Here is a 23,933-nt window from a genome sequence, read left to right on the forward strand (position 1 = left end):
GCATGAGTCTGCCAGCATGAGTCTGCTCGAGCGCGAGTCACATCTGGAATCTCTCGTCACCTGGGCCTGCGAAGCGGCCAATGGCGAAGGCCGCATCGTCCTCGTGACGGGAGAGGCGGGCATCGGCAAGACGGCGCTGCTGCAGCAATTCGCCAGCGACCAATCCGGCCAGCTTTCCTTGTGCAAGGCGGGGCGCCTGTTCCGCATTCTCTGGGGCGGTTGCGAGGCCCTGTTCACGCCAAACCCGCTGGCACCGCTCTACGACATCGCGCGGCAGATCGGCGGCGCCTTTCCCGCCGCCCTCGATGGTGCCAGCAGGCGCGAGACCATATTTCATCTCACCATCGAGGAATTGGGGCGGAGCAGCCTTCCCACCGTTCTGGTGTTCGAGGATGTGCATTGGGCCGACGAGGCGACGCTGGACCTCATCAAGTTCCTCGGCCGCCGCCTCGCGAGGCTCGGCATCTTGCTGGTCGTCAGCTATCGCGACGACGAGGTGGGTGACAAGCACGCCTTGCGCGCGGTGATCGGCGATTTGCCGAGCGGCCATCTGCGGCGCCTGGAACTTCAGCCGCTCAGCGCCGAAGCCGTCGCCTGGCTTGCGGCTTCCGCCGGCCGTCCGGCCGCGGGACTTCATGAAACTACCGGGGGCAATCCCTTCTTCGTCACCGAGGCGCTGGCGATTTCGGTCCCGCATGTTCCAGCCACCGTGCGCGATGCCGTCATTGCACGGCTCGCCCGGTTATCGGAATCCGCCCGCGCCATTGCCAATCTGGTTTCGCTCGTACCTGGCAAGACTGAGCGCTGGCTGCTCGACAAGGCGGCGGCCAAACTTGGCATCAAAGATGCCGCCAGGATCAGCGACGCCATCCAGGAATGTCTGTCGGCGGGCATGGTGGCCCTTGCCGACGGCTCGCTGGCGTTCCGCCACGAACTCGCGCGCCGCGCGGTCGAAGAACATTTGCCGGTACCGTATCGGCAGGAATTGCATGTGCTCATTCTACAGGCCCTGCTGCGCCGGATCGGCAACGGCGTCTCGACGGCGCGCCTGGTGCATCACGCGGACGGTGCCGGCAACAGCGCGGCCGTCCTGGATTATGCACCGATGGCCGCCGAACGCGCGGCGGCCCTGAGCGCGCATCGCGAGGCGGCGGCGCATTACGAAACCGCCTTGCGTCACGCGCAAAGTTGGGCCGATGCCTGCCGCGCCGATCTGTTCGAGAAGCTGTCCTACGAATTCTACCTCATCGAATATGTGCCGGAAGCCATTGAGGCTCGGCAATCTGCCCTGCACTTGTGGCGCTCGGCTGGCGATCAGCTCAAGATCGGCAACAATCTGCGCTGGCTCTCGCGCCTTTCCTGGTTCAACGGCCTCAAAAGTGATGCCGAACAATTCGCCGCCGAGGCCATCGCCGCGCTTGAGCCGCTGGGCCCCGGCAGGGAACTGGCCTTCGCCTACAGCAATCGTGCGCAGCTTCACATGCTGACCAACGAGCGGCAGCCGACGCTTCACTGGGGACAGAAGGCGATCGATCTGGCGACGCAGCTGAACGATACGGAGATTCTCTCTCACGCATTGAACAATGTCGGCACGGCCCGGGCGACCGCCATGGATCCGGGAGGATATGCGGATCTGGAGCGCAGCCTGAAACTGGCCCTTGACGGCAATCTTCAGGAACATGTCGCCCGTGCCTATACCAATCTCGCGACGACGGCGATCCGTCTGCATGATTTTGATGGCGCCAATCGCTATCTGGCCGAGGGCATCGCCTATTGCGAGGCGCACGAATTGTTTTCCTGGATCCGCTACATGTCCGCCGCGCGCTCGGTCACTTATCTGGGCCAGGGCTTCTGGGACCGCGCCGCCGAGGAGGCGCTGGCGGTCGCCAGGCATCCCTGCGCGGCCCCGATCAGCAAGATCCAGGCGCTCACCATTCTCGGCCTGGTGCGCGCACGGCGCGGTGAATCCGATGCCGACCGGCTTCTGGAGGAAGCTCTGGATCTGGCCGTGCCGACCGGGGAAATGCAGCGCATCGGTCCGGTCGTCTCCGCGCGCGCGGAAGTGGCCTGGTTCAATGGCACGTTATCGGATGTGGCCGGCGATATCCGCGCCGCCTATGAGGTGGCATTGCGGCAATCCGATCCCTGGATGCTGGGCGAACTGGCTTTCTGGCTGTGGCGCAGCGGTGGAACGTATGATCCTGCCGCGCCCATCGCCGAACCCTTCGCGCATCAGATCGCCGGGAGGTGGCAGGAAGCGGCGGCGGCCTGGGAAACGCTCGGCTGCCCTTATCAATCGGCCATGGCGCTGGTCGACAGCGTCGAAGAAGCGGATCTCCGGCGCGCTTTGGCGATCTGCGAGCGCCTTGCCGCCGCTCCCCTCGCGGCAATCCTGCGCCGCAAGCTGCGCGCCGCGGGGATTCGCGGCATCACCCGCGGCACACAGGAACGCCACAAGCAGAATCCTCATGGATTGACGACGCGCGAACTCGGCGTGCTCGCGCATCTCGTCGAGGGGCGCCGCAATGCCGATATCGCCCGCGTCCTGTTCGTCTCCGAAAAGACCGTCGATCATCATGTCTCTTCCATCCTGGGCAAACTCGGCGTTCGCTCGCGCGGCGAAGCAGCCGCTTTTGCCAACCGTCTCGGCCTTGTTCCGGACGGAAGGGGATCTGGCATGGCCGAAGTTCAGCCGGGTACCGGAAAAAATAGGTAATCCTCCCGATGCCGCGTCGGGCTGGTCCTCATAGTTTCGAGGCTCCGGTCACTTTGCAGGTATCTGACATGTCCCCGAATTCGACGCAGCGGCGCCTTTCCGTCGCAAAACCGACCACGCAGCTTGAGATCGTCCGCGCCACGACCGACATCGAGCTTGATCATGCGCGGCACCTCATGCAGGCCTTCGTCGCCTGGCACCGGTCGCATCACGCGGCGGACATCGCGCTCATCAACCGCTATTTCGACGCCGCTGCCTTCGCGCAGGAACTGGCCGGGCTTCCAGGTCATTATGCCCCGCCCCATGGCGCGTTGTTGATCGCCTATCATCGCGGCCAACCGGCGGGCTGTGTCGCCTTGCGCAATCTTGGTTTCGGCATCTGCGAAATGAAGCGCATGTTCGTGGCGGATGGATATCGCGCTCTGGGTATCGGCCGGGCGCTGGCAGAACGCGCCATCGTCGAAGCGACCGCCATCGGCTATCGCGCCATGCGACTCGATACCAGCCGGCAGCAGGCGGAAGCCATCCGGCTCTATGAAGGCCTCGGCTTCCAGACGATCCCACCTTACTACCCCTTGAGCGCGGAGCTTGAGGATTGGCTTCTTTTCTTCGAGCGGGAGCTTTGATCATGGTCGCGCCGGCTCCCGGCAAGTGCCCCGCTTTGCCGGCCGCGGATCTGCGACCGCCCGCATCGCCCAGGCGCCTGGCCAAGCTGATCGCTTGTCTTTTCACGTGGGGCGAACGCCGCCGCCAGCGCCGCCATTTGCTCAGTCTCAGCACCTACATGCTGAAGGATATCGGCCTCACGCGCGCCGATGTGGAATTCGAATGCCGGAAGTACCCGTGGCAGCATTGACCCCTCCCGATCGCGCCCGCCGCGGTCGCCGGAAAAATAGGGAGGATTCCCGATGCCGGCACTTTTCGCGCCGCCTAACCTGGATTCGACCGGATCAGTTCCGGCGAAATCCAAAGATGGAGAAAACCATGCCCCGTTATGTCGTCGAGCGCGAATTCGCTTCCGGCCTCGTCGTGCCGATCAATGAGGAAGGCGCCAAGGCTTGTCTGAAAGTCGTCGATACCAATCTCACCGATGGTGTCACCTGGGTGCATTCTTATGTCAGCACCGACAAGAAGAAGTCCTACTGCATTTATGACGGCCCCAATCCCGAGGCGATCCGCCGAGTGGCCGGCAAAACCAATCTGCCGGTCGACAAGATCTCCGAGGTGCGCGTGCTCGACCCCTATTTCTATCAATAGACTTGCCGATTGCCATGGCGGAGGCTCCTTCCCTGCGAGCTCTCCGCCATTGCCCCCCGCTTGGCTCTTGGAAGAATGCGTGCTCCCGCTGTGATGCAGCTCACAGCGGGGTCTTTCACCCTTTGCGATGATCGCGGATCGCCGCCATGCGGCAATCCACCCAAGGGGTTACGTCCGATGGAGCCAGCATGATCTGCGAAAGCCCGCTCCATCGGCCGGCTTTGCCACGCCCCTTGTACCGGCCGCTTGCGCTGCCGCTGCTCATCTGCTTTGCGCTGGCGGTTTTCGCCATGTTGCCCACCCAGATTTTCCGCCTGCTCCAGGCGGAGGCCTTGCCCTGGCTGCTGGCCGATTACGGTGGCCGCTTGCTGGCGCTGGGCGTTCTGCTGGTCCACCCGGCGGGGCGCTGGGTTCTTTCGCAACCTTGTGGCTTGAAGGTGGGAAAGAGCGAAGCCCTGATCTGGATCCTCGCCATCGTGGTGCTGCTCCGCCTCAGCGGTATTGATGCGTGGTTGGCGGCTCTTCTGCCGCAAACCCGGCTCGGCGCTTATCCGGCCCCGCAAGGTGCCCTCTATTTCTTCGATCTCGGAATCGGGCTTGCGCTGGTGGCGCTGCATGAGGAAGTGGTGTTCCGCCAGATGGCCAGTCAGGCGCTCTCCCGGTTTCTCGCCAGCGATCTCGCGGTGACGCTGGCCAGTGCCGTCATCTTCGCGCTCTATCACTGGTGGACCGGCATCGGCAACATGCTGGCGGCTCTCCTTTTCGGGCTTGTCGCCATGCCCTGCTATCGCCGCTGCGGCTCGCTCTGGCCGGTCGGGATCGCCCATTACATTCTGGATCTTTGGGCCTTCGCGTGAGGATCACGCGGTGTCGATGCCGAATTCACTGACCGGCATTTCGACATGCAGTTCCTGGAAGTTTTGCCAGAAATCTTCGCCGTCATTCTTGGTGAGAATCGCACCGAGAATGCCGGTGGCCTTTCCGCCATCCTCCGAGATCGGCAGATTAAGGCGCGCATAGGCCATGAACTTGCGGTCATAGGAGGTCATGCGGTCGTGGCTATAGGCGACGATCCTGCGCGCCGCGATGGCATGGGTCTGGCGCGAGGTCTCGTCGAAATCGGCATAGGCCTTGGGATCGACATGCCTTGCCCTGATCTCGCGCCGTGTGAGGCCGCGCGGTTCGAAGCCAAAGGCGGCACAGATGTTGCTCCCCGCCAGGCGGTAGCGCAGATCGTCCGGTGTCGCCCCGGCATCGAGGAGATAGATATTGGGCAGCAATGCGCGGAGCGACGTGGCGTCAATGTCGCCGCGTCGCGGCAGGGCACCGTCGATGGACAGCGAACGCCAATAGAGGAACAATTCGCCAAGGCGCGGATGCCGGATGAAATCTGGCACGTCAATGCTCATGAAGCGGCCGGCTCCTGCACGTGTGGTGGTCCCGGCAGGATCACCAGCGCCGTTTCGTCACCGGAGAGGACGCGCCATTCCCCTTCCGGCAGATCCCCCAAGGTGAGATTCCCCACTTTCGACCGGTGCAGCTTTTCGACGTGATTGCCGGCGGCGGCGAACATGCGGCGCACCTGGTGATACCGCCCTTCATGCAAAGTGAGGCGCGCATGGGTGGGATCGATGATCTCAAGCTCGGCCGGCAGCAGCGGCTTGGTGTCGGATTCGAGGATCACCGTGCCGCTGGCAAAGAGCGAAACCTCGCTGCCGTCGAGCGGCCGGGCCAGCGTCACTTCGTAAACTTTCGGGACATTGGACCTGGGCGAAATCACGCGGTGGAGATAGGCACCGTCGGCGGTGAAGAGCAGCAGGCCCGAGGTGTCGCGGTCGAGCCGGCCGATCGGCGAGATCGGCGGCTTCCTGAGGCGCCAGCGTGTGGGAAGAATGTCGTAGACGATGCGGCCCGGATCCTTGGTCGAGCAGGTGAAGCCCACAGGCTTGTGCAGCATGATGACGGCGCTGGCGTCCGGGTCGAGCGGTTTGCCGTCGAGGCGGATCGCGTCATGGGCGATCTCGGTATCCTCATCGATCTCGTTGCCGGCCGCATCGGTGACGCGGCCGTTGCGGATGAGGGCCGCCATCTCCTTGCGGCTGCCATAGCCAAGATTGGCAAGGTGCTTGATCAGCTTCATGATGCCTTTACCGCTTCGATCACTTTGTAACCATCCGCGCTGGCCAGGACGCGGTGCGCTGCAAAGAGTTCCCTGAGGCCGCGTTCATAAGGAAGATGCTGGTTGGCGACCAGCAGGAATCTGCCGCCGGGTTTGAGATGCTTCGCCGCCGTCGAGATGAAGGCCTGTCCGAGATCGGTGCGCTCAGCGCGCAGCACATGAAAGGGCGGGTTGGTGACGATGAAATCGTAATCCCGGCGCAGGCCCGTGGCGACGTCATGCCAGAAGAATTCAAGAGGCCGGCCCTGGGCCAGAGGCTGCAGATTGCGTTCGGCCAGTCGCAGAGCCTCGCGCTCGGCCTCATAGAGATCGAGTGCGCTGACCTTGGCGCAACGCGCGAGAATCTCGGCGGCGAGATAGCCATAGCCGGCACCGAGATCGGCGCCGTGCCCGGCGAGGTCCGCCGGGAGGTGCTGGGCCAGGAGCGCCGAGCCCGCATCGATCCGATCCCAGGCGAAGAGGCCGGGCCGGCTCAAAAAGCGGCTATCGGCAATCCGGCGCGGCTCGGTCAAGGCGCGCCATTCGAGAAGGCGCGGCCGGTCGATATGCGCGGGGTCGATGCGTGCCCAGAACACCCGGCATTTGTTCTTCGATCTGGATTCCACCGTGCCTGCCAGTCCGGCCAGATCCTCCTCGACCGAACGCGCGCCCTCATTATTGGGAAGGGCTGCCACCACCAAACCGCCGGGGGCGGTATGTGCGATAGCTTCGGCCAGCAAACCCCGCGCCTCGTCGCGCTGGCGCGGCGGCAGAAGGAGGGTGAGGGGAAAGGGACCGGCCGGGATTTCCGCCCCGTGATCCACCCGTAATTTCGCGATGGAGAGCGCCTGGGCGAAGGGCAGATAGCTCTGCCGGCACAGCAAGCGTTCGCGGGGTGCCGCCATGAGGGCCGCCCCGGCCCGCGCCCGCAGGAAAAGAATCTGACCCGCCTCCGGCCAGGCGAGCGTTCCGTCGGCGAAAGGCAGCAGCAGGGTGTCGAGGGCGGGATCGAGCATGGCGCGCGTGATGTAGCCTATCCGCCGCCTTTTGTCCCATCGCCTTTTACCGTTGCCTAGCGTTGGATTGTGGCCATGCGGTGGGTTGGTTTGGCGCCTGTCGCCATTCCCGGTGCAGAAGAAGGTGCCGAGGATACCTCTCGCGTTTCCAGGGTGTCGTTGAGGAGCTGCAGCATGAAGCCCTGGTCGTTGCGCGCCATGAGGCGGCCCAGGCCGAACATCACAACAATGATGGCCGGAAGGATGAGAGCGGACAAAAGACGCTCGCTCGGGTCCACCAGCGGTGTGCCGTTTACGCGGAATTCCATATCCGTCAGCAATGCGGCCAAAGGCCCGCCGAGGATCGCGAGTATGAGCACAAGCATCAGGATCTTCGTTGCTAGGCCGAGTCGAAAGCGGCAGATGATCCTAGTGCCTGTGTCCTCCGGCACGAAGACGGCGGCAAGGTGTGTCTGGAAGCTGTTTTGGTAGAAGATCCGCTTGCGCCAGTAAAACTCCCGCTCGTTGACAGATCCGATCATTGGTTTCCGGCTAAAGATGGCGAGCGAAGCCAGGAATCCTTCGCCAGTGATTGCCTTCAGCCGCGCGATGCAGGTCGCCGTGTCGAGCGGCGTCACCAACCGCACCGTCGAGCCGAACAGAAATTTCCGGACCGAGCCCGTCATTCAAGTCTTCCCCGTGTCAAATCCCGCCGGATCATACAACCCTGGGCAGCACTATGCCGGCACCCCACAAGCCTGCCAACCATGCTTGTCAGCTTCGCCGGACGCTGCTAATCTTTTCCCATGAGCAAGCACCAATTCACCGCCGCGCCTATCATGGGCCGATTTTGGTACCGCTGGTATATTCCAGCGGCCTGAGGATTTTGTTGCTTCCTCGCTTCGTCAAAAAGACGGCCGCCCCTTCCAACTGGCGGCCTTTGTTTTTTCTGACGCTCTGAAAACAGCAAAAGTCGATTAGTTAGCGGGGCGGTCTCATCCAACCAGGAGAGACCCAGATGACCAGTTTCGATTTCGACGTGATCGGCGATACGCCCCGGAAGCCGCTGCCCAACGTGCAAAAGCCACCGGCGGAAAAGGCGTCCGGCGAGAAACCCGCCCAATCGCTGGCCGAAACGCCGACGGTGCCCGAAAAGGAACACCACCGCGCCGCCTAGAGCGCTTCGCCCTTGAGATAGGTGCCTGGTGTCACGCCCATGGTCTTCCGGAACATGGAGATGAAAGTGCTGGGATTGGCAAAGCCCAGTTCCAGCGCGACGTTCTTCACCGCGCGGCCATTGGCGAGCAGGGCAAGGCTCCTGAGCACGCGCATCTGCTCGCGCCAGCGATGGAAGGTCATGCCGGTCTCGGCCATGAACAAGCGTTCGACCGTGCGGTCGCTGGCTCCCACCACTTTCGCCCATTCCTTGAGGCTGCGTCGATCGGCGGGGTCGCCAGTGAGGGCGGTGCAGATCGGCCGCAGGCGCCGGTCGCCGGGAAAGGGAAGATGCAGGTCGCTGGCCGGCTGCGCCAAGATTTGATCCAGGAGCACTTCGACGACGTGTGCCATTGGCGTGCCCGGCGCATAAAGATGCGGGTCCGGTGCCCGATCGGTGACGAGGGCGGCGAGAATGAGTTCGCGCAGCAGCCGTGTCACCGCCAAGGCAAAGGGGCGATTCGGCAGATTGGCGCGGGTATCCTGCGCCACATAGACGGTGCGCATCTGCGCCGCCTGGTTGATCAGGATCTCGTGCTCGATCCCGCCTGGCACCCAGATGCCGCGATTGGGGGGTGCTACCCATTGGCCCTGCTCGGTCTCGACCGTCATCACGCCGGAGATGCAATAGATCAGCTGCGCCTTGCGGTGGCTGTGGCGTTCGATCTGCCAATCGGTGGGATAATTGATCGGCACCACCAGGGCCGGCACGGGCACGGCATCGACGTCGAACCATTGCGCCTCGATCGCCGCGCGCACGGATTCGGGAAACTTGCTGGGATCGAACACATCCATCGGCATCGATCAGTCTTTTGCCTGCCTTCGTTTGGCGCCCGAACCGGACCTTGAATGCCAGAACTGGAATAAGTGTGCCGGTTGCCACGCGGCGATGCAACGCTGCGACATCCTGGGTGGGTCATTTTACACCCTCAGGTTGTGTCACAACCGTATAATTCTATCTATAATCAAGTTTATCCCGCATAAGTGGTAGTCGGCGAGGATGACGACGGTGACGGTAACGGCTCCGGCCTTCGTTTTCCAATTTCGCACCGGCCGATCTGACCCTTTCCCATTACGGATTGTCGCAATTGCACGATTGTGCAGTCTCGGCTGCCACGGACCCCTATGCGACATTGATGGGATCGGGCGGCCCCGCCGGCCGCGCCAGCGAGCAGGAGAATTTCTGTGTGGTCGACTGCCGAGCCCCCGGCACTTCCCCCTGTCAAAGCCATGGACGCCGATAATCCGGCAGATCTTGCGCGGCGTCGCCAGGGTATCTGGCTGGTCCTCGGCGCTGCCCTGGCCTGGAGCACGGCGGGCTTCTTCACCCGCGTGGTCGAGGCCGATCTCTGGACCATGCTGGTCTGGCGGGGTGGCCTTGGTGCCGTGGTGCTGTTTCTGTTTCTGCGCCTGCGCGACGGACGGCAATGGCTGGGCTGGTGGCGCGCTGGCGGAATCCCCTTATGGGTGGCTGCCTGGCTGGCAGCCCTCGCCATGGTCGCGTTCATCGCCGCCCTCTCGGAGACCACGGTCGCCAAGGTCTCGCTGATCTATGCCGCGGTTCCCTTCGCCGCGGCGATGCTCGCCTATCTCCTCATCGGCGAGACGCCGGGCCGTGCCGCCCTCGTCGCCAGCGCGGTGGCCGCACTCGGCATCGTCATCATGGTGGGGCCGGCCCTGGCGGTTGGTGGCGGCGCCTGGACCGGGGATGCATTGGCGCTGCTGATGACCTTGCTGATGGCCCTGCTCACGGTCCACATGCGGCGCTATCCGGATCTTCCCATGACCGCCGTCGCGGCAATCTCGTGTCTGATGAGCGCCCTCATCGCTTTGCCCTTCGCCGATCCCTTGAGCGTGCGGCCGGGCGACATTCCCTGGCTCATGCTGTTCGGTCCGATCACCACGGGGATCGGTTTCGTCCTTTATGCCCAGGGGGCGCAACGCCTGCTGGCGGCCGAGGCCGCCTTGCTGGGGGCGCTGGAGACGCCTTTGGGGCCCCTCTGGGTTTGGCTGCTCTTTGCCGAGATGCCGGACCAAGCCACACTTCTGGGCGGCGGCCTCATCTTCGTGACACTCATGATTTACATCTGGCGCGATCATAAAATGTCCGTTGTATGACTGAGCAACAAGCGCCGCCCATTGAGGGCTTCTTCCTCAAATTCGGCGACCTCGTCGCACCTGCGTGCGTGCTGTCAGATTCCGGTTAGTGAATGGCCGAAAATGAACATCGCCTCTGCTTCAGTTCCGCGGGAGCCCATACCATGCTGTATGCGCCGCGCATGATCCCTTGCGCGCAGGCTTTAGGGGCACCAATGCGTTCGACGATGAAGAACAGCAAATCCGGCAGCAGCAAGAATCTGGTCTCGGCCCATAGCCGGGCCGGCCGTCGCGGGCCGCAGCGGCCGGATCCGCTGATGGCCCTGCGCATGCTGGCGCAGACCTATGAACAGATCGGCGATCGCCTGCTCGACCGGATGCATGATTGCGCCGGCAACCCTCACCTGACCCGCTCCTTGAGCCAACATCTCGATTGGCTGGGGTCCCGCGCGCAGGTGATCAACAGCTTCATCGCGGCTGGTGACGGTGCGCTCACCTATCTGTGCGCTGCCACGGAGGCGCCGGAACGGCTTACCTCGCTGGTGCAGCTGACGGCGCATAACGCGGCCGCGGACCGCCTGCCGGTCGCCTTGTTTCTGATGGAAAAGATCGACGAGGAACTGAGGCTCGCGTGAGGCGAGCCTGATCTTCAATCGAGATCGACGATCACGGCGACATGGTCGCTGGGCTGTGTCCAGCCGCGCATGTCCTTGAGGATATTGGCATGGCGCACGCGCTTGGAGAGGGCGGGCGTCACCCAGACATGATCCAGGCGCCGGCCGCGATCATTCTTGGTCCAATCCGGCGAGCGATAGCTCCACCAGGAAAAGAGCTTGGTCGGCGCCGGTGTCACCTGGCGCACGGCATCGACCCATTTGCCGGCCGCTTGTATGGCATTCAGCTTCGCCACCTCGATCGGCGTGTGGCTCACCACCGACAGCAATTGCTTGTGCGACCACACATCGTCCTCAAGCGGCGCGATGTTGAGGTCGCCCACCATGATTGCCTTGCCCTTGGTGGAATTGCCCGCCTTGGCGCCGCCGGCGAAATATTGCTGCATCTCATCCAGGAATTGCAGTTTGTGGGCGAATTTGACGTTGGCCTTGGGGTCGGGGATGTCGCCGCCCGCCGGCACATAGAAATTATGTAGCTCGACATCGCCACCGAGAACGACGCGCGCATGGCGGCAATCGCCCTTGGCGCACCAATCCAGCGGATCCAGCATCTTGAAGGGCAGCTTGGAAAGAATGGCGACGCCGTTATAGCCCTTCATGCCGTGGAAGCGCACATGCGGATAGCCCATGGCGTGAAGGTCGCTGAGCGGAAACAATCCGTCTTCGACCTTGATCTCCTGCAGGCAGATGACGTCGGGTCCTTCCTGCTGCGCCAGGCGGCGCAAATGGTCGAGACGCAGACGCAGGGAGTTGATGTTCCAGGTGGCCACGCGCATGTCGGGATGCTTCCGGCAGGAATGAAGATGCCGATTCATTGACACGCCGAATCGCCGAACGTCCAGCGCCGCGGCGGCAACAATCATGATGTGAGAAATCGCTGAAAAAGCGAACGCCCGGCCAGGGGAGGACCGGGCGTTCTCACTCCTTTTCGGAGTCCGGTTACGGTGGGGGAGACCGCTTCCGGTGCGACTGCCGCCGTTGCAGCAGCAGCCATTCGCATATTACCTAGATGAGGCTATTACACCCGAATTCAAGGGTTGCGATTCCAAAAGAATGCAATTCAGAATGTAGCGCGCTGCATGGCTGCGAAGTGTTTGGAATCGCCGCGTGAATCAGCGTGTCACAATAAAATGATCAGGTTTCGCCGCTGTATACATCTCTAACCAGCGGTGTTTGGTCCCATCGCGCTGGGACTTTCCTCGCGCGACGACGCGCCCTGCGTCACGCCGCCCCCCTTGCGTCACGCAGCTTGGCCGGCGCGCGCGGTACTGCCCTTGCGGGCGCGGCGCGATGCCGCATGCGCCTGCGCCGCGGCGCCGAAGGCCGCGAACAGTTTCATCGAATCCGCATTGTCGACGCAGCGATATTCCGGATGCCATTGCACGCCCAGTGCGAAGCTCGATCCCTTCACGCGCACCGCTTCGATGACGCCGTCGGGCGCGCGGCCTTCGACGACGAGTTGATCGGCCGGCCGGTTGATCCCCTGCCAATGCACCGAGTTGATGGTGATCCGCTCGGCGCCGAAAATCTCGGCGAAGCGGCTGCCCTGCTCGAGGATGAGATCGTGGGCGGGCTTGTAGATCTCGTCATAGGTACCGCCGCCGCGGTGATCCATCTTGCCCGGCTGTTCGTGGATGCGGGTGTGAAGCGTGCCGCCCAATGCCACGTTCAATTCCTGGAAGCCGCGGCAGATGGCGAGCAGAGGAATATCGCGCGCCAATGCCGCGCGAATGAGCGGCAGGGTGACGGCATCCCGGCCGGGATCCTGCGGGCTGTCGTCGCGATCGGGATCGCCGTTGTAATGCTGGACCGCAATATTGCTGGGGCTCCCGGTCAGCAACAATCCATCGACATGATCCAGCAGCGCCTCCAAGGGCAGGACCGGGCCCAAGGCCGGGAAGGACAGGGGATAGGCGCCCGAACCATCGATCAGCGCGGTCAGGTATTTCTCGCCCACCGTATGATAGTTCTGGCCGTCGATATGCTTCACGCACATCGGCACAGCGATGACCGGGGCATCGGGTGCCAGGGTGTCGGTCTTCAGGATTGCGGGCGGCGGCGTGATCATGATCCGGTTCCGGTGTGGCGGTTGGGCTGCCTGGAATCTAGCCACGGCACCCCGTTGGGACAAGCCGCGCCCGGCGCAGGGCGGCTCCGCTTCCGCCGCCGGGTCAGCCCCCCACCCCAGCCCTCCCCCCACCCCAGCCCTCCCCCCGCAAGCGGGGAGAGGGAGGTGGAGCGAGGTGTTAGTGCGAACTAGCTGGAGAAGCCCTCTCCCTTTAGGGGGGGGTTGGGTGGGGGTGCTTCCAAAAGGTGGGCCCCAAAAGCAAAAGGCCCGCTTGAAGCGGGCCTTTCACGAAATTTCCAAACCGATCAAAGATCAGGCAGCGGCCTTGGCGGCGGCCTTTTCGATGCGGCGCTTCAGGCGCTTCGCGGCGTCGGTCAGGTTCTTGTCCGCAGTCTTGGCGAGATAGGCGTCGAGACCGCCATTATGCTCGATCGAGCGGATGGCATGGGTCGTCAGCTTCAGGCGGATCTGCTGGCCCAAAGTGTCCGAGAGCAGCTTGGTTTCCTGCAAATTGGGCAGAAAGCGCCGCCGCGTCTTGTTGTTCGCGTGGCTGACATTGTTGCCGCTCAGCACGCCCTTGCCGGTGATATCGCAGCGCCGTGACATGACGGAAATCCTTCTAGATCAGATGCTTAACTAAAAACAAAGGGGCCGGAAACAGGGCTTCCGGCCAGCTCGGGCGGGTTTTACGGGCTAAGCCTCTTGTCGTCAAGGCGATTCCCGCGGGGTTTACCTCTCAAAATCAGGCGGAACGGCGGGTATTCTCCCCCTGGCCACCACCTCCTTGGCCTGCCGTGGCGATGAGCCGCGACAGGAAATCCTCGACCACGCTCTTGAGGCTGCCGGCCTGGCCGTTGACCGAGCCTGCCACTTCATGAACGCGGTCAGAGCGTTCGCCCGTGGTTTCGGCCGCCGATTTCACCTCGGTGATGACGCTGGCCACTTCGCGGGTCTTGCTGGTCGCTTCGGTGACGTTGCGGGCGATTTCCTGGGTGGCGGCGGATTGCTGGGTCACCGCGGCGAAGATGGCCGAGGTCGATTGATTCATGCCGTCGATGATGGCGGCGATCTCGGAAATGGCGGTGGCGGCGGATTGCGCCGCGTCCTGCACCCCGGCGATCTGGGCCTCGATCTCGGCCGTGGCGCTGGTGGTCTGGCTGGCGAGGTTCTTGACCTCGGTCGCCACCACGGCAAAGCCCTTGCCGGCATCGCCCGCCCGCGCCGCCTCGATGGTCGCATTGAGGGCGAGGAGATTGGTCTTCCCGGCGATGTCGCGGATGAGCCCCAGTACGCCGGCGACCTTGCCGGCGACCTGGGTCAAGCCCTCGACGATGCGGCTGATCTCGCTGGCACGTCCCACCGCGGTCTCGGCGGTCTGGGTGGCGGTTTCCGCCTGGCGCCCGATTTCGCTGATCGAGGCCGACATCTCGGTCACTGCGCTGGCGATGGATTGCGCATTGCCGGCGGCGATCTCGGCCAGCCGCGAAACGGTTTCCGATTGCTTGCCCGAAGTCTCCGCTGCGTGGCGCATGACGGTCGAAGCCTGTTCCAGGTCACCCGCACTTCCCATCATGGTGCCGACCGCCGCCACGAAGGCGCGGTCGAAATCGGCACAGAGCGATTGCACCTCGCGCAATTGCGCCTCGCGGCGCTCCGCTTCACCCCGTGCTGCGGCTTCCAGCTCCAGGCGCCGCACGATCCCCTGTCGGAAGGTCTCTACCGTCCGCGCCATGCGGCCGAGTTCGTCACCGCGCGCGACCAGCGAAATGCTGAGATCGGTGCGGTCCTGCGCGATTTCTTCCATGGTCGCGGCGAGATCGTTCACCGGCCGCGTCACATTGCGGCGGATGAAATAGATCGTGCCGAAAATGGCGAGGGCGAAGAGAGCGAAGGTGGCTGCGAAAACGATGATCCGGTTAAGGACAAAGGCGTCGACGCGTGCATCCAGCAATTCGTCGAGCGCCGCGTCATTAGCATCACCAAACGCTAAAATGGCATCCCGCGCAGCCTGTTCGGCAACGGAAATCGCGGCGACGTCAAGCTTGTCCGTTCCGCCAGCCAAGTCGCTTGTTTTATAGGAATTGGTGAAGGCTAAAAGGGCATTGCCCATCGCCTCATAGCTCTTACCGAGGCGGTCGGGCAGAATGTCGACGCGGCCAAACTCGTTGACCTTGCTGCCATCATAAGCGGAACTCATCGAACCTGCGGTACCATCCACCACCGTTTGAAAGCCTCCATCCAGCTTCAGGAATTCGGCGACATCGTTGATAGTGTAGGCGCCGTTCGTCGCCTCTTGATGTTCGCGCGCATAGTTCGCGACCAAAGTCACACGATCCATCAGGTCGGGAACCTTCAGCAGCACCAGATCCATCACATAGTAGCTGTCGAGATCCGGATCGAGGATCAGGTTGGATTTGTCACCCACACGCGTGATGAGATTGCGAAGAGCAGAAGCAGCCTCAGGGATGCTTCCCGAGGTGATTGCCGTCTGCGCGGTTTGCGCGAGTTCTGCGGACAACATCTCATATCCGAAATCGGTTTCCGCTTTGCCAATTGCGGCCGAGATTGCGGCTTTGTCCTCTCCAGCCAGGAGATCGGCATGGGCCTGACGCAGGATGGCGAGATAGGAGTTACCCTGGGCTTCCTTGGTGCCGAAATCGATTGCTTTTTGTTGCGTGAGGTAGAGGACCGTAATCGTGAAGCCGACCGGCAGCACAAACAGGGCGATGGCGAGCGCCAGCTTTGCCGCAATCCCGAACGACCGTTTCATCTTTTCCATCCCAAGCTTTTGCGCCGGCAGAATTACCACTGCATCGCTGGCAAATCGCCGCGCCTTAACGCCGCTGATTGATCGTATAATAGGCAGAAAGCTAGGTGATCGGTCTTAAAGAACCGTGAATAAGGTGGGATTTTCGGCGAATCGTCGGTATTTGATCCTACCCGCCCAGGAAAGCGGCGAGGACCTGTCGGGCAGCCGTGGCCGGCGCCATCTTGCCGGCGGCAACCTTGGCTTCAAGGTCGATAAGGCGCTCCGCGACGATTGGGTGGGATTTCAGCGTTTCCAATAGGTTATCGGAAAGCTCGTGCCACAGCCAGGATTTGGCCTGGATGCGGCGGCGGGCGGGGAGCTCGCCGCTGCCGCCCAAGGCCGCAGCAAAGGCTTCCGTCCGCTCCCAGATTGCCTCGATGCCGATATTCTTGAGCGCAGAACAGCGCAAGACCTCCGGTCGCCAGGCTTTATGGAGCGGTTGCATCAGGCGGAGCGCATTGGCGACATCGGCGGCACTTCGTTCGGCTGCGGGGGCGAGGTCGCCATCGGCCTTGTTGACCACGATGATGTCCGCCAGTTCCATGATCCCGCGCTTGATGCCCTGAAGATCGTCACCGCCGCCGGGAAGAAGGAGCAGGAGAAAGAGGTCCACCATCTCGGCGACCGCCGTCTCTGACTGGCCGACACCGACCGTCTCCACCAGGATAAGGTCGAAGCCCGCCGCCTCGCACAGGAGGAGCGCTTCGCGGGTCCGTCTTGCGACGCCGCCCAAAGTGAGGCCGGCGGGCGAGGGGCGGATGAAGGCCTCTTCCATCCGCGACAGTTCTTCCATGCGCGTCTTGTCGCCGAGGATCGAGCCACCGGAAAGACGCGAGGTGGGATCGACCGCGAGAACCGCGAGGCGTTTGCCGGCGCTGATCGCATGCCGGCCAAAGGCCTCGATGAAGGTCGATTTGCCGACGCCGGGTGGGCCGGAAATGCCAATACGCAAGCTCCGCCCGGTCCGGGGCAGCACCGCTTCCAGCAACGCTTCCGCTTCGCGGCGGTGATCGGCGCGGGTGGATTCGATGAGCGTGATGGCGCGCGCGAGGGCCCGCCGATCGCCGGCCAGGATCTGCGCCGCCATGCCGTCGGGTGCGCTGCTCATGCGGGAACCTCAACCGCCGCCACGCCGGCCCATTCCCGGCGCGCCGCTTCCTGCTGGCGCCGCCACATGGCGGCATAGGCGCCATCGAGACCCAGCAACATCTCGTGCCGGCCGCGTTCGACGATGCGCCCGGCATCCAGCACGATGATCTCGTCGGCATCGATGATGGTGGAAAGCCGGTGCGCGATCACCAATGTCGTGTGGTCGCGCGCCACTTCGGCGAGGTTGTCCTGGATCTCGCGCTCGGTATGGGAATCCAGGGCCGAGGTCGCCTCGTCGAAAAGCAGGATCGGCGGATCCTTGAGGATGGTGCGGGCGATGGCCACACGCTGCTTCTCGCCGCCCGAGAGCTTGAGGCCGCGCTCGCCGACCTTGGTCTCATAGCCGTCCGGCAAGGCCCGCACGAAATCGTGGATATGGGCAAGACGTGCGGCTTCCTCGATCTCGTCCTTGCCGGCCCCGGGCCGGCCATAGGCGATATTGTAGGCGATGGTGTCGTTGAACAGCACCGTGTCCTGCGGCACGATGCCGATGGCCGCGCGCAATGACGTCTGTTGCACGTCGCGGATATCCTGGCCGTCGATCAGGATGCGGCCCGCATTGACGTCATAGAAGCGGAACAGCAGCCGCGAGATGGTGGATTTCCCGGCGCCCGATGGGCCCACGATGGCGAGCTTGGCGCCCGCCGGCACGGTAAAGCTGATGCCTTTCAAGATCGGCCGCCGGGGATCGTAGCCGAACTCGACATTCTCGAACGTGATCTCGCCCGACGTCACGGTGAGTGCCGCGGCATCCGGCTTGTCGGCGATCTCGATATCGACCTTGAGCAATGCGAACATCGCTTCCATGTCGATCAATGATTGCCGGATCTCGCGATAGACGAAGCCGAGGAAGTTCAAGGGCAGATAGAGCTGGATGAGATAGGCATTCACCAGCACGAAATCGCCGACCGTCATGTGACCCTGGGCTGCGCCCCGTGCTGCCATCCCCATCATGGCGACAAGGCCGATCGCGATGATGAAGGCCTGGCCGACATTGAGGGTGGCGAGCGAGGTGCGGCTCTTCACCGCCGCGCGTTCATAGGCCTGCAGCGCCACGTCATAGCGCCGCGCTTCGTGTTCCTCATTGCCGAAATATTTCACCGTCTCGTAATTCAAAAGCGAATCCACCGCCTTGGTATTGGCGGCCTGATCGCTCTCATTCATGTCGCGGCGGAACTGGATGCGCCATTCGGTGATGGAAAGCGAATACCAGATATAGATGACAATGGTGCCGAACGTGACAGCGGCATAGGTCCAGTCATAAAGCGACCACAGAATGATGCAGACCATGCCGATTTCGATCAGCGTCGGCAGCACGTTGAAGAGGATGAAGAACAGCAGGAACTCGATCCCCTTGGCGCCGCGCTCGATGGCGCGGTTGAGGCCGCCGGTCTGGCGTTCCAGATGAAACTTCAGCGAGAGCGCGTGAAGATGCCGGAAGGTGCTGAGTGCCACGGCGCGGATCGAGCGTTGCGCCACCTTGGCGAAGATGCCATCGCGGAATTCCGAGAAGGCCTGGGACATGACGCGCGCCAGGCCATAGGCGATGAGCAATCCCAGCGAGATGCCGGCGATGCTGACCGCCGCCGTCCCCGCCGTGCCGGCCATCGCACCCAGATCGTCAACCATCTGCTTGAACAGGATCGGCACATAGACATTGGCAACCTTGGCGATGATGAGACACGCCACCGACAGGATGACGCGCATCCGAAGATCCCATTGCCCCTTGGGCCACAGATAGGGCAGCAGGATGCGCAAGGCCTGGAGCTGCGGATGGCGTGGCGGATTGGCCGCGGAAGAGATTGGCTGCTGGGCCATGAGGCTGGCTTTCTAAGGAGACTTGGAAACCAGCATTAATGGATCAGGCAGGTGAGGGCAATCGCCGGCCAACACACATGTTTATTGGGGCCTTTGGATCAGTGCCGGGCGATGCCGGCGCGGTAGGTGCGGGGGCTGATGCCTGCCCAGCGGGTGAAGGCGCGGCTGAAGGCGGAAAGTTCGGAATAGCCCAGCAACAAGGCGATCTCGCTCAAGGGTAAATGCAATTGCGCGAGATAATAGCGCGCCAGGTCGAAGCGCGTCACCTCGACCGCCTCGCGGAAGCCGAGGCCTTCGGCGGCGAGTGCACGCTGAATCGCATTGGGGGCGAGGCGCAAAGCGGCGGCGATCTCGTCCAAGGTGGGCGCGCCTTCCGGCAGGCGCTGCCGCACGGCGCCGCGCACCCGATCGGCCAGGGATTGGGTGCGGTCGTGAGAGCCCAGGGATTCAAGGCAGGTCCGCATCATGGCCAGCAATTTCGGATCACGCCCCGGCATCGGCCGGTCGAGAAGGTCAGAGGCGAAAACCAGGGCATTGGTGGTGCTGCCGAAAAAGACCGGCGCCCCGAAGGCCATTTCGTGCTGGCGCCAGCCTTCCGGCCGCGGATGCTCGAAATGCACCTCGATCGGCGACCAATGCCGGCCGCAGCATTCGCGGATCACATTGGTGAACTGGCCCAGGGATAATTCCGCGTCCTGGCGCCGCGCCACGATGGCCGGGGTGCGGATCTGGTATTCCAGGCGCACGCGTTGTGCGCCATCCGGGCGCAATCGCATGGCGGAAGAGCTCTGCTGGTAGCGAAACAGATCGACGAAATTCCCCAGTGCCGAACCGAGATTGGGCGAGGAGAGGGCCGCATAGCCCCACATGCCGAGATCGCGCGGCTGGAATTGCTGGCCGAACCACAGGCCGAAATTGTCGTTGCCGGTGCGCTTGGCGGATTCCTCGAAGAGCGCGCAGAAGGTATCGAGATGGAGTTGCAGGGTGGGTGCCGCCGTCATTTCCGGCGCCACGCCGCAATTTCCGAATACGGCATCGATGTCGCCGCCCTGGGCGGTGATGAAATCCACCAGGCCGGAGGCTGCCGCCGCCAGCACGACCGGCGCCGCCCCGTTTCTGTCGGCAACAAATGCTTCCGGTCCGCGCTGGTTCATGCCGACAACGTCCTTGAACGTGGCAATTCGATGCTGCAGAAGAGCCGAATGATGGCATGGTGCCTCTTATGCTGCAAGGCAACATAAGCCAATCTGTCAAACGCTCTCGGCTTTCGGTCAAGTCAGGGTTGGTGGCGCGGGCCTAAAGTCCGGAGAAACATAGCCGCCGCCGCCAAGTGGCCGCGGGGAGATCATCAGATGTCGGAATCAACGCGACCGGAGATCAAGCCTGCCAGTGCCGGCCCCGGGGCCAATCGCTGGCGCCGCTTCGCCGATTGGGATGAGCGGCCCCTGCGGCTGGATAAATTCGCGGTTGAGGATCCCGAGAACGGTTTCGCCGCCTTCAAGGGTGCCAAGGATCCCAAACCCGGCCTCGTGATCGAGAACGGACGCATCGCCAGCATGGACGGGATCGCTGTTGCCGATTTCGACATGATCGATCATTTCATCGCCACCCATCACCTCGATCTCGATCTGGCGCCGGAGGCGATGGCGATCCCCTCAGGGAAGATCGCGCATATGCTGGTCGACGTCTCCGTGCCGCGCACCGAGCTTGCGCGCCTTGCCCACGGCCTCACCCCGGCCAAGCTCGCCGAAGTGGTGGCGCAACTCTCTTCGATCGAACTGGCCTTCGCCTTTTCGAAGATGCGGACCCGGAAGACGCCGGGCAATCAGGGTCACGTGACGAACGCCAAGGACGATCCCCTGCAATTGGCGGCCGACGCCGCGACGGCGGTTGCTTTCGGCTTCGACGAAATCGAGACCACCATGCGCGTCGCCCGCAATGCCTGGTCCAATGCGCTGGCCTGCGCAGTGGGGGCGGCAATCGGGCGCTGGGGCACGCTCTTCCAATGTTCCAGCGAAGAGGCCGAGGAATTGCAGATCGGTATGGCGGGCTTCACCTCCTATGCCGAAACCGTCTCGGTCTACGGCACCGAGAGAGCCTTCACCGATGGCGACGATACGCCCTGGTCCAAGGCCTTCCTCGCCGCCGCCTATGCCTCGCGCGGCATCAAGATGCGCTGCACCTCCGGGGCCGCCTCGGAATTGCTGATGGGCTTCCATGAATCGAAATCGCTCCTCTATCTCGAAGCCCGCTGTCTCTGCCTGCAGCGGGCGATGGGCGTCCAGGGAACCCAGAACGGCGGCATCGACGGGGCGCCTCTCGCTGCCACCATGCCGGGCGGTGTGCGCGAATTGATGGCCGAGAATCTCGTTGCCGTCTGGCTCGATCTCGAATGTGCGACCGGCAATGATGCGCGGCATTCGGAATCCGAAATCCGTGTCGGCGCCAAGATCCTGCCCTTTCTCATCGCCGGGTCCGATCTGGTCTGTTCCGGCATGGGTTCGATTTTGAAGTATGACAATTCCTTCAATCCGTCCTCGTTCAACGGCGAGGAGATGGAGGATTTCCTGGTCCTGCAGCGCGATTTCGAAGCCGATGGCGGCCTCACTTCGGTGGGCGAGGCGGCGGCCCTCGATCTCCGGCGCCGGGCCATCGACGCACTTTCCGCCGTCTTCGCGGAACTCGACCTTGGCCATCCCAGTGCTGCCATGAAGCAGAGTGTTGCCATCGCCTCGGGCTCCAACGACACCGACAGCTATCTGCCGCGCGAGGTCAGCTTCATCAGCGAGAAGATCAAGGAAAAGGGCATCAATGTCCTTGATGTGATCAAGGCGCTGGCCAAGCGCGGCTATCGGGACGAGGCGCAGAATCTCTTGAATGTCGTGCGCCTGCGGGTCTCCGGCGATTACCTGCAGACGGCGGCGGTGGTGCGCAACGGCCGCGTCATCTCGGCCGTGAACGATCCCAACGATTACGGCGGACCCGGCAGCGGCTATCGCCTCAATGCCGCGCGGCGCCAGGAACTGGCGGCGATCCGCGACGTGCTCACCCGCGAGGAGGTCCTGCGCACCGAAGCGACCTATGGCGGGGCCGAAGGGAAGCGCATTTCCTACCGGAATCTCGGCGAGGCAAAAGCGACGGGACCCAAGAACGAGATCGTGATCGGAATCAGCCCCGCTTTCGGCATCAAGCTCTACCGCACGCTGGCGGGGCATCCGCTTTCTGCCGTGCTGCGTGCCCTTTCCGATGGCATCCGTGCCCAGGGCGGCATCCCGCGCATCGTGCGCATGCGCCACACGGCGGATACCTCTTTCCTCGGCCTCTCGGCGGCCCGCCTCGCGGGATCGGGGATCGGCATCGGCATCCAGGCCAAGGGCACGGCGGTCATCCATCAGGCCGACCGCCTGCCGCATCACAATCTGGAGCTCTTCTCCAACGCGCCGATCACGGCGCTGGATCATTACCGAGCCTTCGGTGAAAACGCAGCGATCTATGCCAAAGGCGACATGCCGGAGCCGGTCGTGGTGCCGACGGAAGGGAAGGCAATGGGTGCCCGCTATCACGCCCAGGTGGCGCTCATCTATGCCATCGAAACCTCTCTGACCGAGGATGGCGCAAAACCGGAAGAGATCGAGATCGCCTTTCCGGAGGCTGCGGCATGAGCGAGAAGACGCGCATCCGCGGCATCGAGGATTATCCCCTCGCCGAGAAGCGGCCGGAACTGGTGCAATCTTCCCGCGGCAAGGCCTTGAAGGACCTGACCCTGGCCGCCATCGAGGCCGGGGACGTGACGCTGGAGGATCTTCGCATCACGCCCCAGGCGCTCAAGGATCAGGCGGCGGTCGCCGAAAAGGCGGGGCGGCCGACCCTGGCACGGAATTTTGAACGCGCTGCGGAACTGGTCGATGTGCCGCAGGATGTGGTGTTGCGGATCTACGAATTGCTGCGGCCTGGTCGCGCCAAGGACAAGGCGGAATTGATGGCAGCGGCGGCGATGCTGCGAGATACCTATCGTGCGACGGGCATGGCGGATTTTATCGAGGAAGCTGCTGTGATCTATGAGCGGCGCGGCCTGTTTACGTATCGGTTTTGAGAGAAGGCCACATGAGCTGGAAGACCCGCAATCGTTCCTTCTATTACCAGGACGCCCCCGAGCCGGAGGATCTCAACTGGAAGCCCGCCGAAACGGCGCTTCTGGTGATCGACGTCCAGAACACCTATCTGGAGCGGCCGGACCGGGCGGGCCTCGATGCGGCGGGGCAGGCGGCCTATGATGCCTGGACGCCCTTCCATCGGCGCATGAACGAGATGGTCATCCCGCGCACCGCCGCGATGCTGGCGCTTGCCCGGAAACACGGCATCGAATGTCTTTTTGCCCGCATCGCCTGCCAGACCGGGGACGGCCGCGACCGGTCGCTGAGCCAGAAAATGCCGGGCTGGAACAATCTGCTGCTGCCCAAGACCGAGCATGCCTCGCAATTGGTGCCGCAGCTTGCGCCCCAGGGCGACGAGATCATCGTCACCAAGACAACGGATTCGGCCCTCACCGGCACCAATCTCAGGCTCATTCTCCACAATCTCGGCATCCGGAACGTGATCTGCGCCGGCATCTTCACCGATCAATGCGTGGCCTCGACCGTGCGGAGCCTCGCCGATGAGAGTTTCCAGGTGGTGGTGCTGGAAGATTGTTGCGCGGCGGGAACTGACGCCCTCCATGAACAGGAACTCGCCATCATCAATATGATCTACTGCCACGTCATGAACGCCGCCGAACTGACCGCCATGCTGAGACTGACGTGAATCCTGACCGATCGTTTGAATCTGCGCCGCTCACGGGTCATTGACTGGCGCGCCGGGGCGGAAAGGCATGAGATGGGGCTGTCAAGATTATCGCCCTAAATGTCAAGACCGGGTGGTGGTGGGCGCCTATCGTCCTCAACGTGCTCACTCGGTTTTAAAATCAACGTGAACTCGCCT

23 protein-coding genes are annotated in these 23,933 nt (G+C 63.1%); 11 read left to right on the forward strand and 12 right to left on the reverse strand.

All coding sequences use genetic code 11. From position 1 onward, the window contains the following. Positions 1-16 precede the first annotated feature (16 nt). The 5 genes from ACE3PR_RS07080 to ACE3PR_RS07100 all read left to right on the forward strand — a co-directional run bounded on the left by ACE3PR_RS07080 (position 17) and on the right by ACE3PR_RS07100 (position 4,830). Complete coding sequence (locus ACE3PR_RS07080) at positions 17-2,716, forward strand: AAA family ATPase (RefSeq protein ID WP_374369737.1); 2,700 nt, start codon at positions 17-19, stop codon at positions 2,714-2,716. 68 nt (positions 2,717-2,784) lie between these two features. Further along, positions 2,785-3,342, forward strand: coding sequence for a GNAT family N-acetyltransferase (locus tag ACE3PR_RS07085; RefSeq protein ID WP_374369740.1), 558 nt, complete (start codon positions 2,785-2,787; stop codon positions 3,340-3,342). A gap of 2 nt (positions 3,343-3,344) precedes the next feature. Beyond that, positions 3,345-3,572 carry a DUF1127 domain-containing protein gene (locus ACE3PR_RS07090; RefSeq protein ID WP_374369743.1) on the forward strand — a complete coding sequence of 76 codons (228 nt, stop codon included), beginning with the start codon at positions 3,345-3,347 and terminating at the stop codon, positions 3,570-3,572. Positions 3,573-3,700: 128 nt separating this feature from the next. Further along, a complete protein-coding gene (locus ACE3PR_RS07095; RefSeq protein WP_374369745.1) occupies positions 3,701-3,973 on the forward strand; it encodes a DUF4242 domain-containing protein in 273 nt (90 codons plus the stop codon). Positions 3,974-4,161: 188 nt separating this feature from the next. Beyond that, positions 4,162-4,830 carry a CPBP family intramembrane glutamic endopeptidase gene (locus tag ACE3PR_RS07100; RefSeq protein WP_374369748.1) on the forward strand — a complete coding sequence of 223 codons (669 nt, stop codon included), beginning with the start codon at positions 4,162-4,164 and terminating at the stop codon, positions 4,828-4,830. A 3-nt stretch (positions 4,831-4,833) separates the two neighbouring features. Here the strand turns inward: ACE3PR_RS07100 and ACE3PR_RS07105 are convergent, their stop codons facing one another. The 4 genes from ACE3PR_RS07105 to ACE3PR_RS07120 are packed head-to-tail and all read right to left on the reverse strand — an operon-like array spanning position 4,834 to position 7,812. After that, complete coding sequence (locus ACE3PR_RS07105) at positions 4,834-5,382, reverse strand: PAS domain-containing protein (protein ID WP_374369751.1); 549 nt, start codon at positions 5,380-5,382, stop codon at positions 4,834-4,836. Beyond that, positions 5,379-6,113, reverse strand: a complete 735-nt coding sequence (locus ACE3PR_RS07110) for a pseudouridine synthase (RefSeq protein WP_374369754.1) — start codon at positions 6,111-6,113, stop codon at positions 5,379-5,381. The genes ACE3PR_RS07105 and ACE3PR_RS07110 overlap by 4 nt, the downstream gene beginning before the upstream one ends. Continuing rightward, positions 6,110-7,147, reverse strand: a complete 1,038-nt coding sequence (locus ACE3PR_RS07115; RefSeq protein ID WP_374369756.1) for a class I SAM-dependent methyltransferase — start codon at positions 7,145-7,147, stop codon at positions 6,110-6,112. The genes ACE3PR_RS07110 and ACE3PR_RS07115 overlap by 4 nt, the downstream gene beginning before the upstream one ends. Before the next feature lie 56 nt (positions 7,148-7,203). Beyond that, positions 7,204-7,812, reverse strand: a complete 609-nt coding sequence (locus tag ACE3PR_RS07120; RefSeq protein WP_374369759.1) for a hypothetical protein — start codon at positions 7,810-7,812, stop codon at positions 7,204-7,206. A gap of 332 nt (positions 7,813-8,144) precedes the next feature. Between ACE3PR_RS07120 and ACE3PR_RS07125 the strand changes: the two genes are divergently transcribed. Further along, positions 8,145-8,303 (forward strand): hypothetical protein, encoded by a 159-nt coding sequence (locus ACE3PR_RS07125; protein WP_374369762.1) that lies wholly within the window; start codon positions 8,145-8,147, stop codon positions 8,301-8,303. On the opposite strand, the gene ACE3PR_RS07130 is transcribed toward ACE3PR_RS07125, so the two are convergent. After that, complete coding sequence (locus tag ACE3PR_RS07130; RefSeq protein WP_374369765.1) at positions 8,300-9,142, reverse strand: helix-turn-helix domain-containing protein; 843 nt, start codon at positions 9,140-9,142, stop codon at positions 8,300-8,302. The genes ACE3PR_RS07125 and ACE3PR_RS07130 overlap by 4 nt on opposite strands. A 384-nt stretch (positions 9,143-9,526) precedes the next feature. Here ACE3PR_RS07130 and ACE3PR_RS07135 point away from each other — a divergent pair, with 384 nt between their 5' ends. Beyond that, complete coding sequence (locus tag ACE3PR_RS07135) at positions 9,527-10,459, forward strand: DMT family transporter (protein WP_374369768.1); 933 nt, start codon at positions 9,527-9,529, stop codon at positions 10,457-10,459. Between the two features lie 194 nt (positions 10,460-10,653). Beyond that, positions 10,654-11,073 (forward strand): hypothetical protein, encoded by a 420-nt coding sequence (locus tag ACE3PR_RS07140; protein WP_374369771.1) that lies wholly within the window; start codon positions 10,654-10,656, stop codon positions 11,071-11,073. Positions 11,074-11,087: 14 nt separating this feature from the next. On the opposite strand, the gene ACE3PR_RS07145 is transcribed toward ACE3PR_RS07140, so the two are convergent. The 7 genes from ACE3PR_RS07145 to ACE3PR_RS07175 form a co-directional block, all read right to left on the reverse strand. Then, positions 11,088-11,927, reverse strand: coding sequence for an exodeoxyribonuclease III (locus ACE3PR_RS07145; RefSeq protein ID WP_374369774.1), 840 nt, complete (start codon positions 11,925-11,927; stop codon positions 11,088-11,090). Between the two features lie 425 nt (positions 11,928-12,352). Continuing rightward, entirely contained in the window at positions 12,353-13,180 is an 828-nt protein-coding gene (locus tag ACE3PR_RS07150) for a gamma-glutamyl-gamma-aminobutyrate hydrolase family protein (protein ID WP_374369777.1), read from the reverse strand. A 312-nt stretch (positions 13,181-13,492) separates the two neighbouring features. Then, positions 13,493-13,786 carry a 50S ribosomal protein L28 gene (gene rpmB, locus ACE3PR_RS07155; RefSeq protein WP_374369780.1) on the reverse strand — a complete coding sequence of 98 codons (294 nt, stop codon included), beginning with the start codon at positions 13,784-13,786 and terminating at the stop codon, positions 13,493-13,495. Positions 13,787-13,922: 136 nt separating this feature from the next. Beyond that, on the reverse strand, positions 13,923-15,950 hold the full coding sequence (locus ACE3PR_RS07160) for a methyl-accepting chemotaxis protein (protein WP_374369783.1): 2,028 nt from the start codon (positions 15,948-15,950) through the stop codon (positions 13,923-13,925). Positions 15,951-16,116: 166 nt separating this feature from the next. After that, positions 16,117-17,097 (reverse strand): methylmalonyl Co-A mutase-associated GTPase MeaB, encoded by a 981-nt coding sequence (gene meaB / locus ACE3PR_RS07165; protein ID WP_374369786.1) that lies wholly within the window; start codon positions 17,095-17,097, stop codon positions 16,117-16,119. After that, positions 17,094-18,956, reverse strand: a complete 1,863-nt coding sequence (locus ACE3PR_RS07170) for an ABC transporter ATP-binding protein/permease (protein WP_374369789.1) — start codon at positions 18,954-18,956, stop codon at positions 17,094-17,096. The genes meaB and ACE3PR_RS07170 overlap by 4 nt, the downstream gene beginning before the upstream one ends. 98 nt (positions 18,957-19,054) lie before the next feature. Beyond that, positions 19,055-20,110, reverse strand: coding sequence for an AraC family transcriptional regulator (locus ACE3PR_RS07175; protein WP_374369792.1), 1,056 nt, complete (start codon positions 20,108-20,110; stop codon positions 19,055-19,057). Positions 20,111-20,308: 198 nt separating this feature from the next. Between ACE3PR_RS07175 and ACE3PR_RS07180 the strand changes: the two genes are divergently transcribed. From ACE3PR_RS07180 to ACE3PR_RS07190, 3 genes are read left to right on the forward strand one after another with little or no spacing between them, the layout of a single operon-like run. Next, on the forward strand, positions 20,309-22,618 hold the full coding sequence (locus ACE3PR_RS07180; RefSeq protein WP_374369795.1) for a propanediol/glycerol family dehydratase large subunit: 2,310 nt from the start codon (positions 20,309-20,311) through the stop codon (positions 22,616-22,618). Further along, positions 22,615-23,049: a diol dehydratase small subunit gene (locus tag ACE3PR_RS07185; RefSeq protein ID WP_374369798.1), complete on the forward strand. Its 435-nt coding sequence runs from the start codon at positions 22,615-22,617 to the stop codon at positions 23,047-23,049. The genes ACE3PR_RS07180 and ACE3PR_RS07185 overlap by 4 nt, the downstream gene beginning before the upstream one ends. Before the next feature lie 11 nt (positions 23,050-23,060). Further along, on the forward strand, positions 23,061-23,756 hold the full coding sequence (locus ACE3PR_RS07190) for a cysteine hydrolase family protein (protein WP_374369803.1): 696 nt from the start codon (positions 23,061-23,063) through the stop codon (positions 23,754-23,756). Positions 23,757-23,933 lie beyond the last annotated feature (177 nt).

Origin of the sequence: Dongia sp., assembly GCF_041909655.1 — a bacterium.
Lineage (GTDB): Bacteria > Pseudomonadota > Alphaproteobacteria > Dongiales > Dongiaceae > Dongia.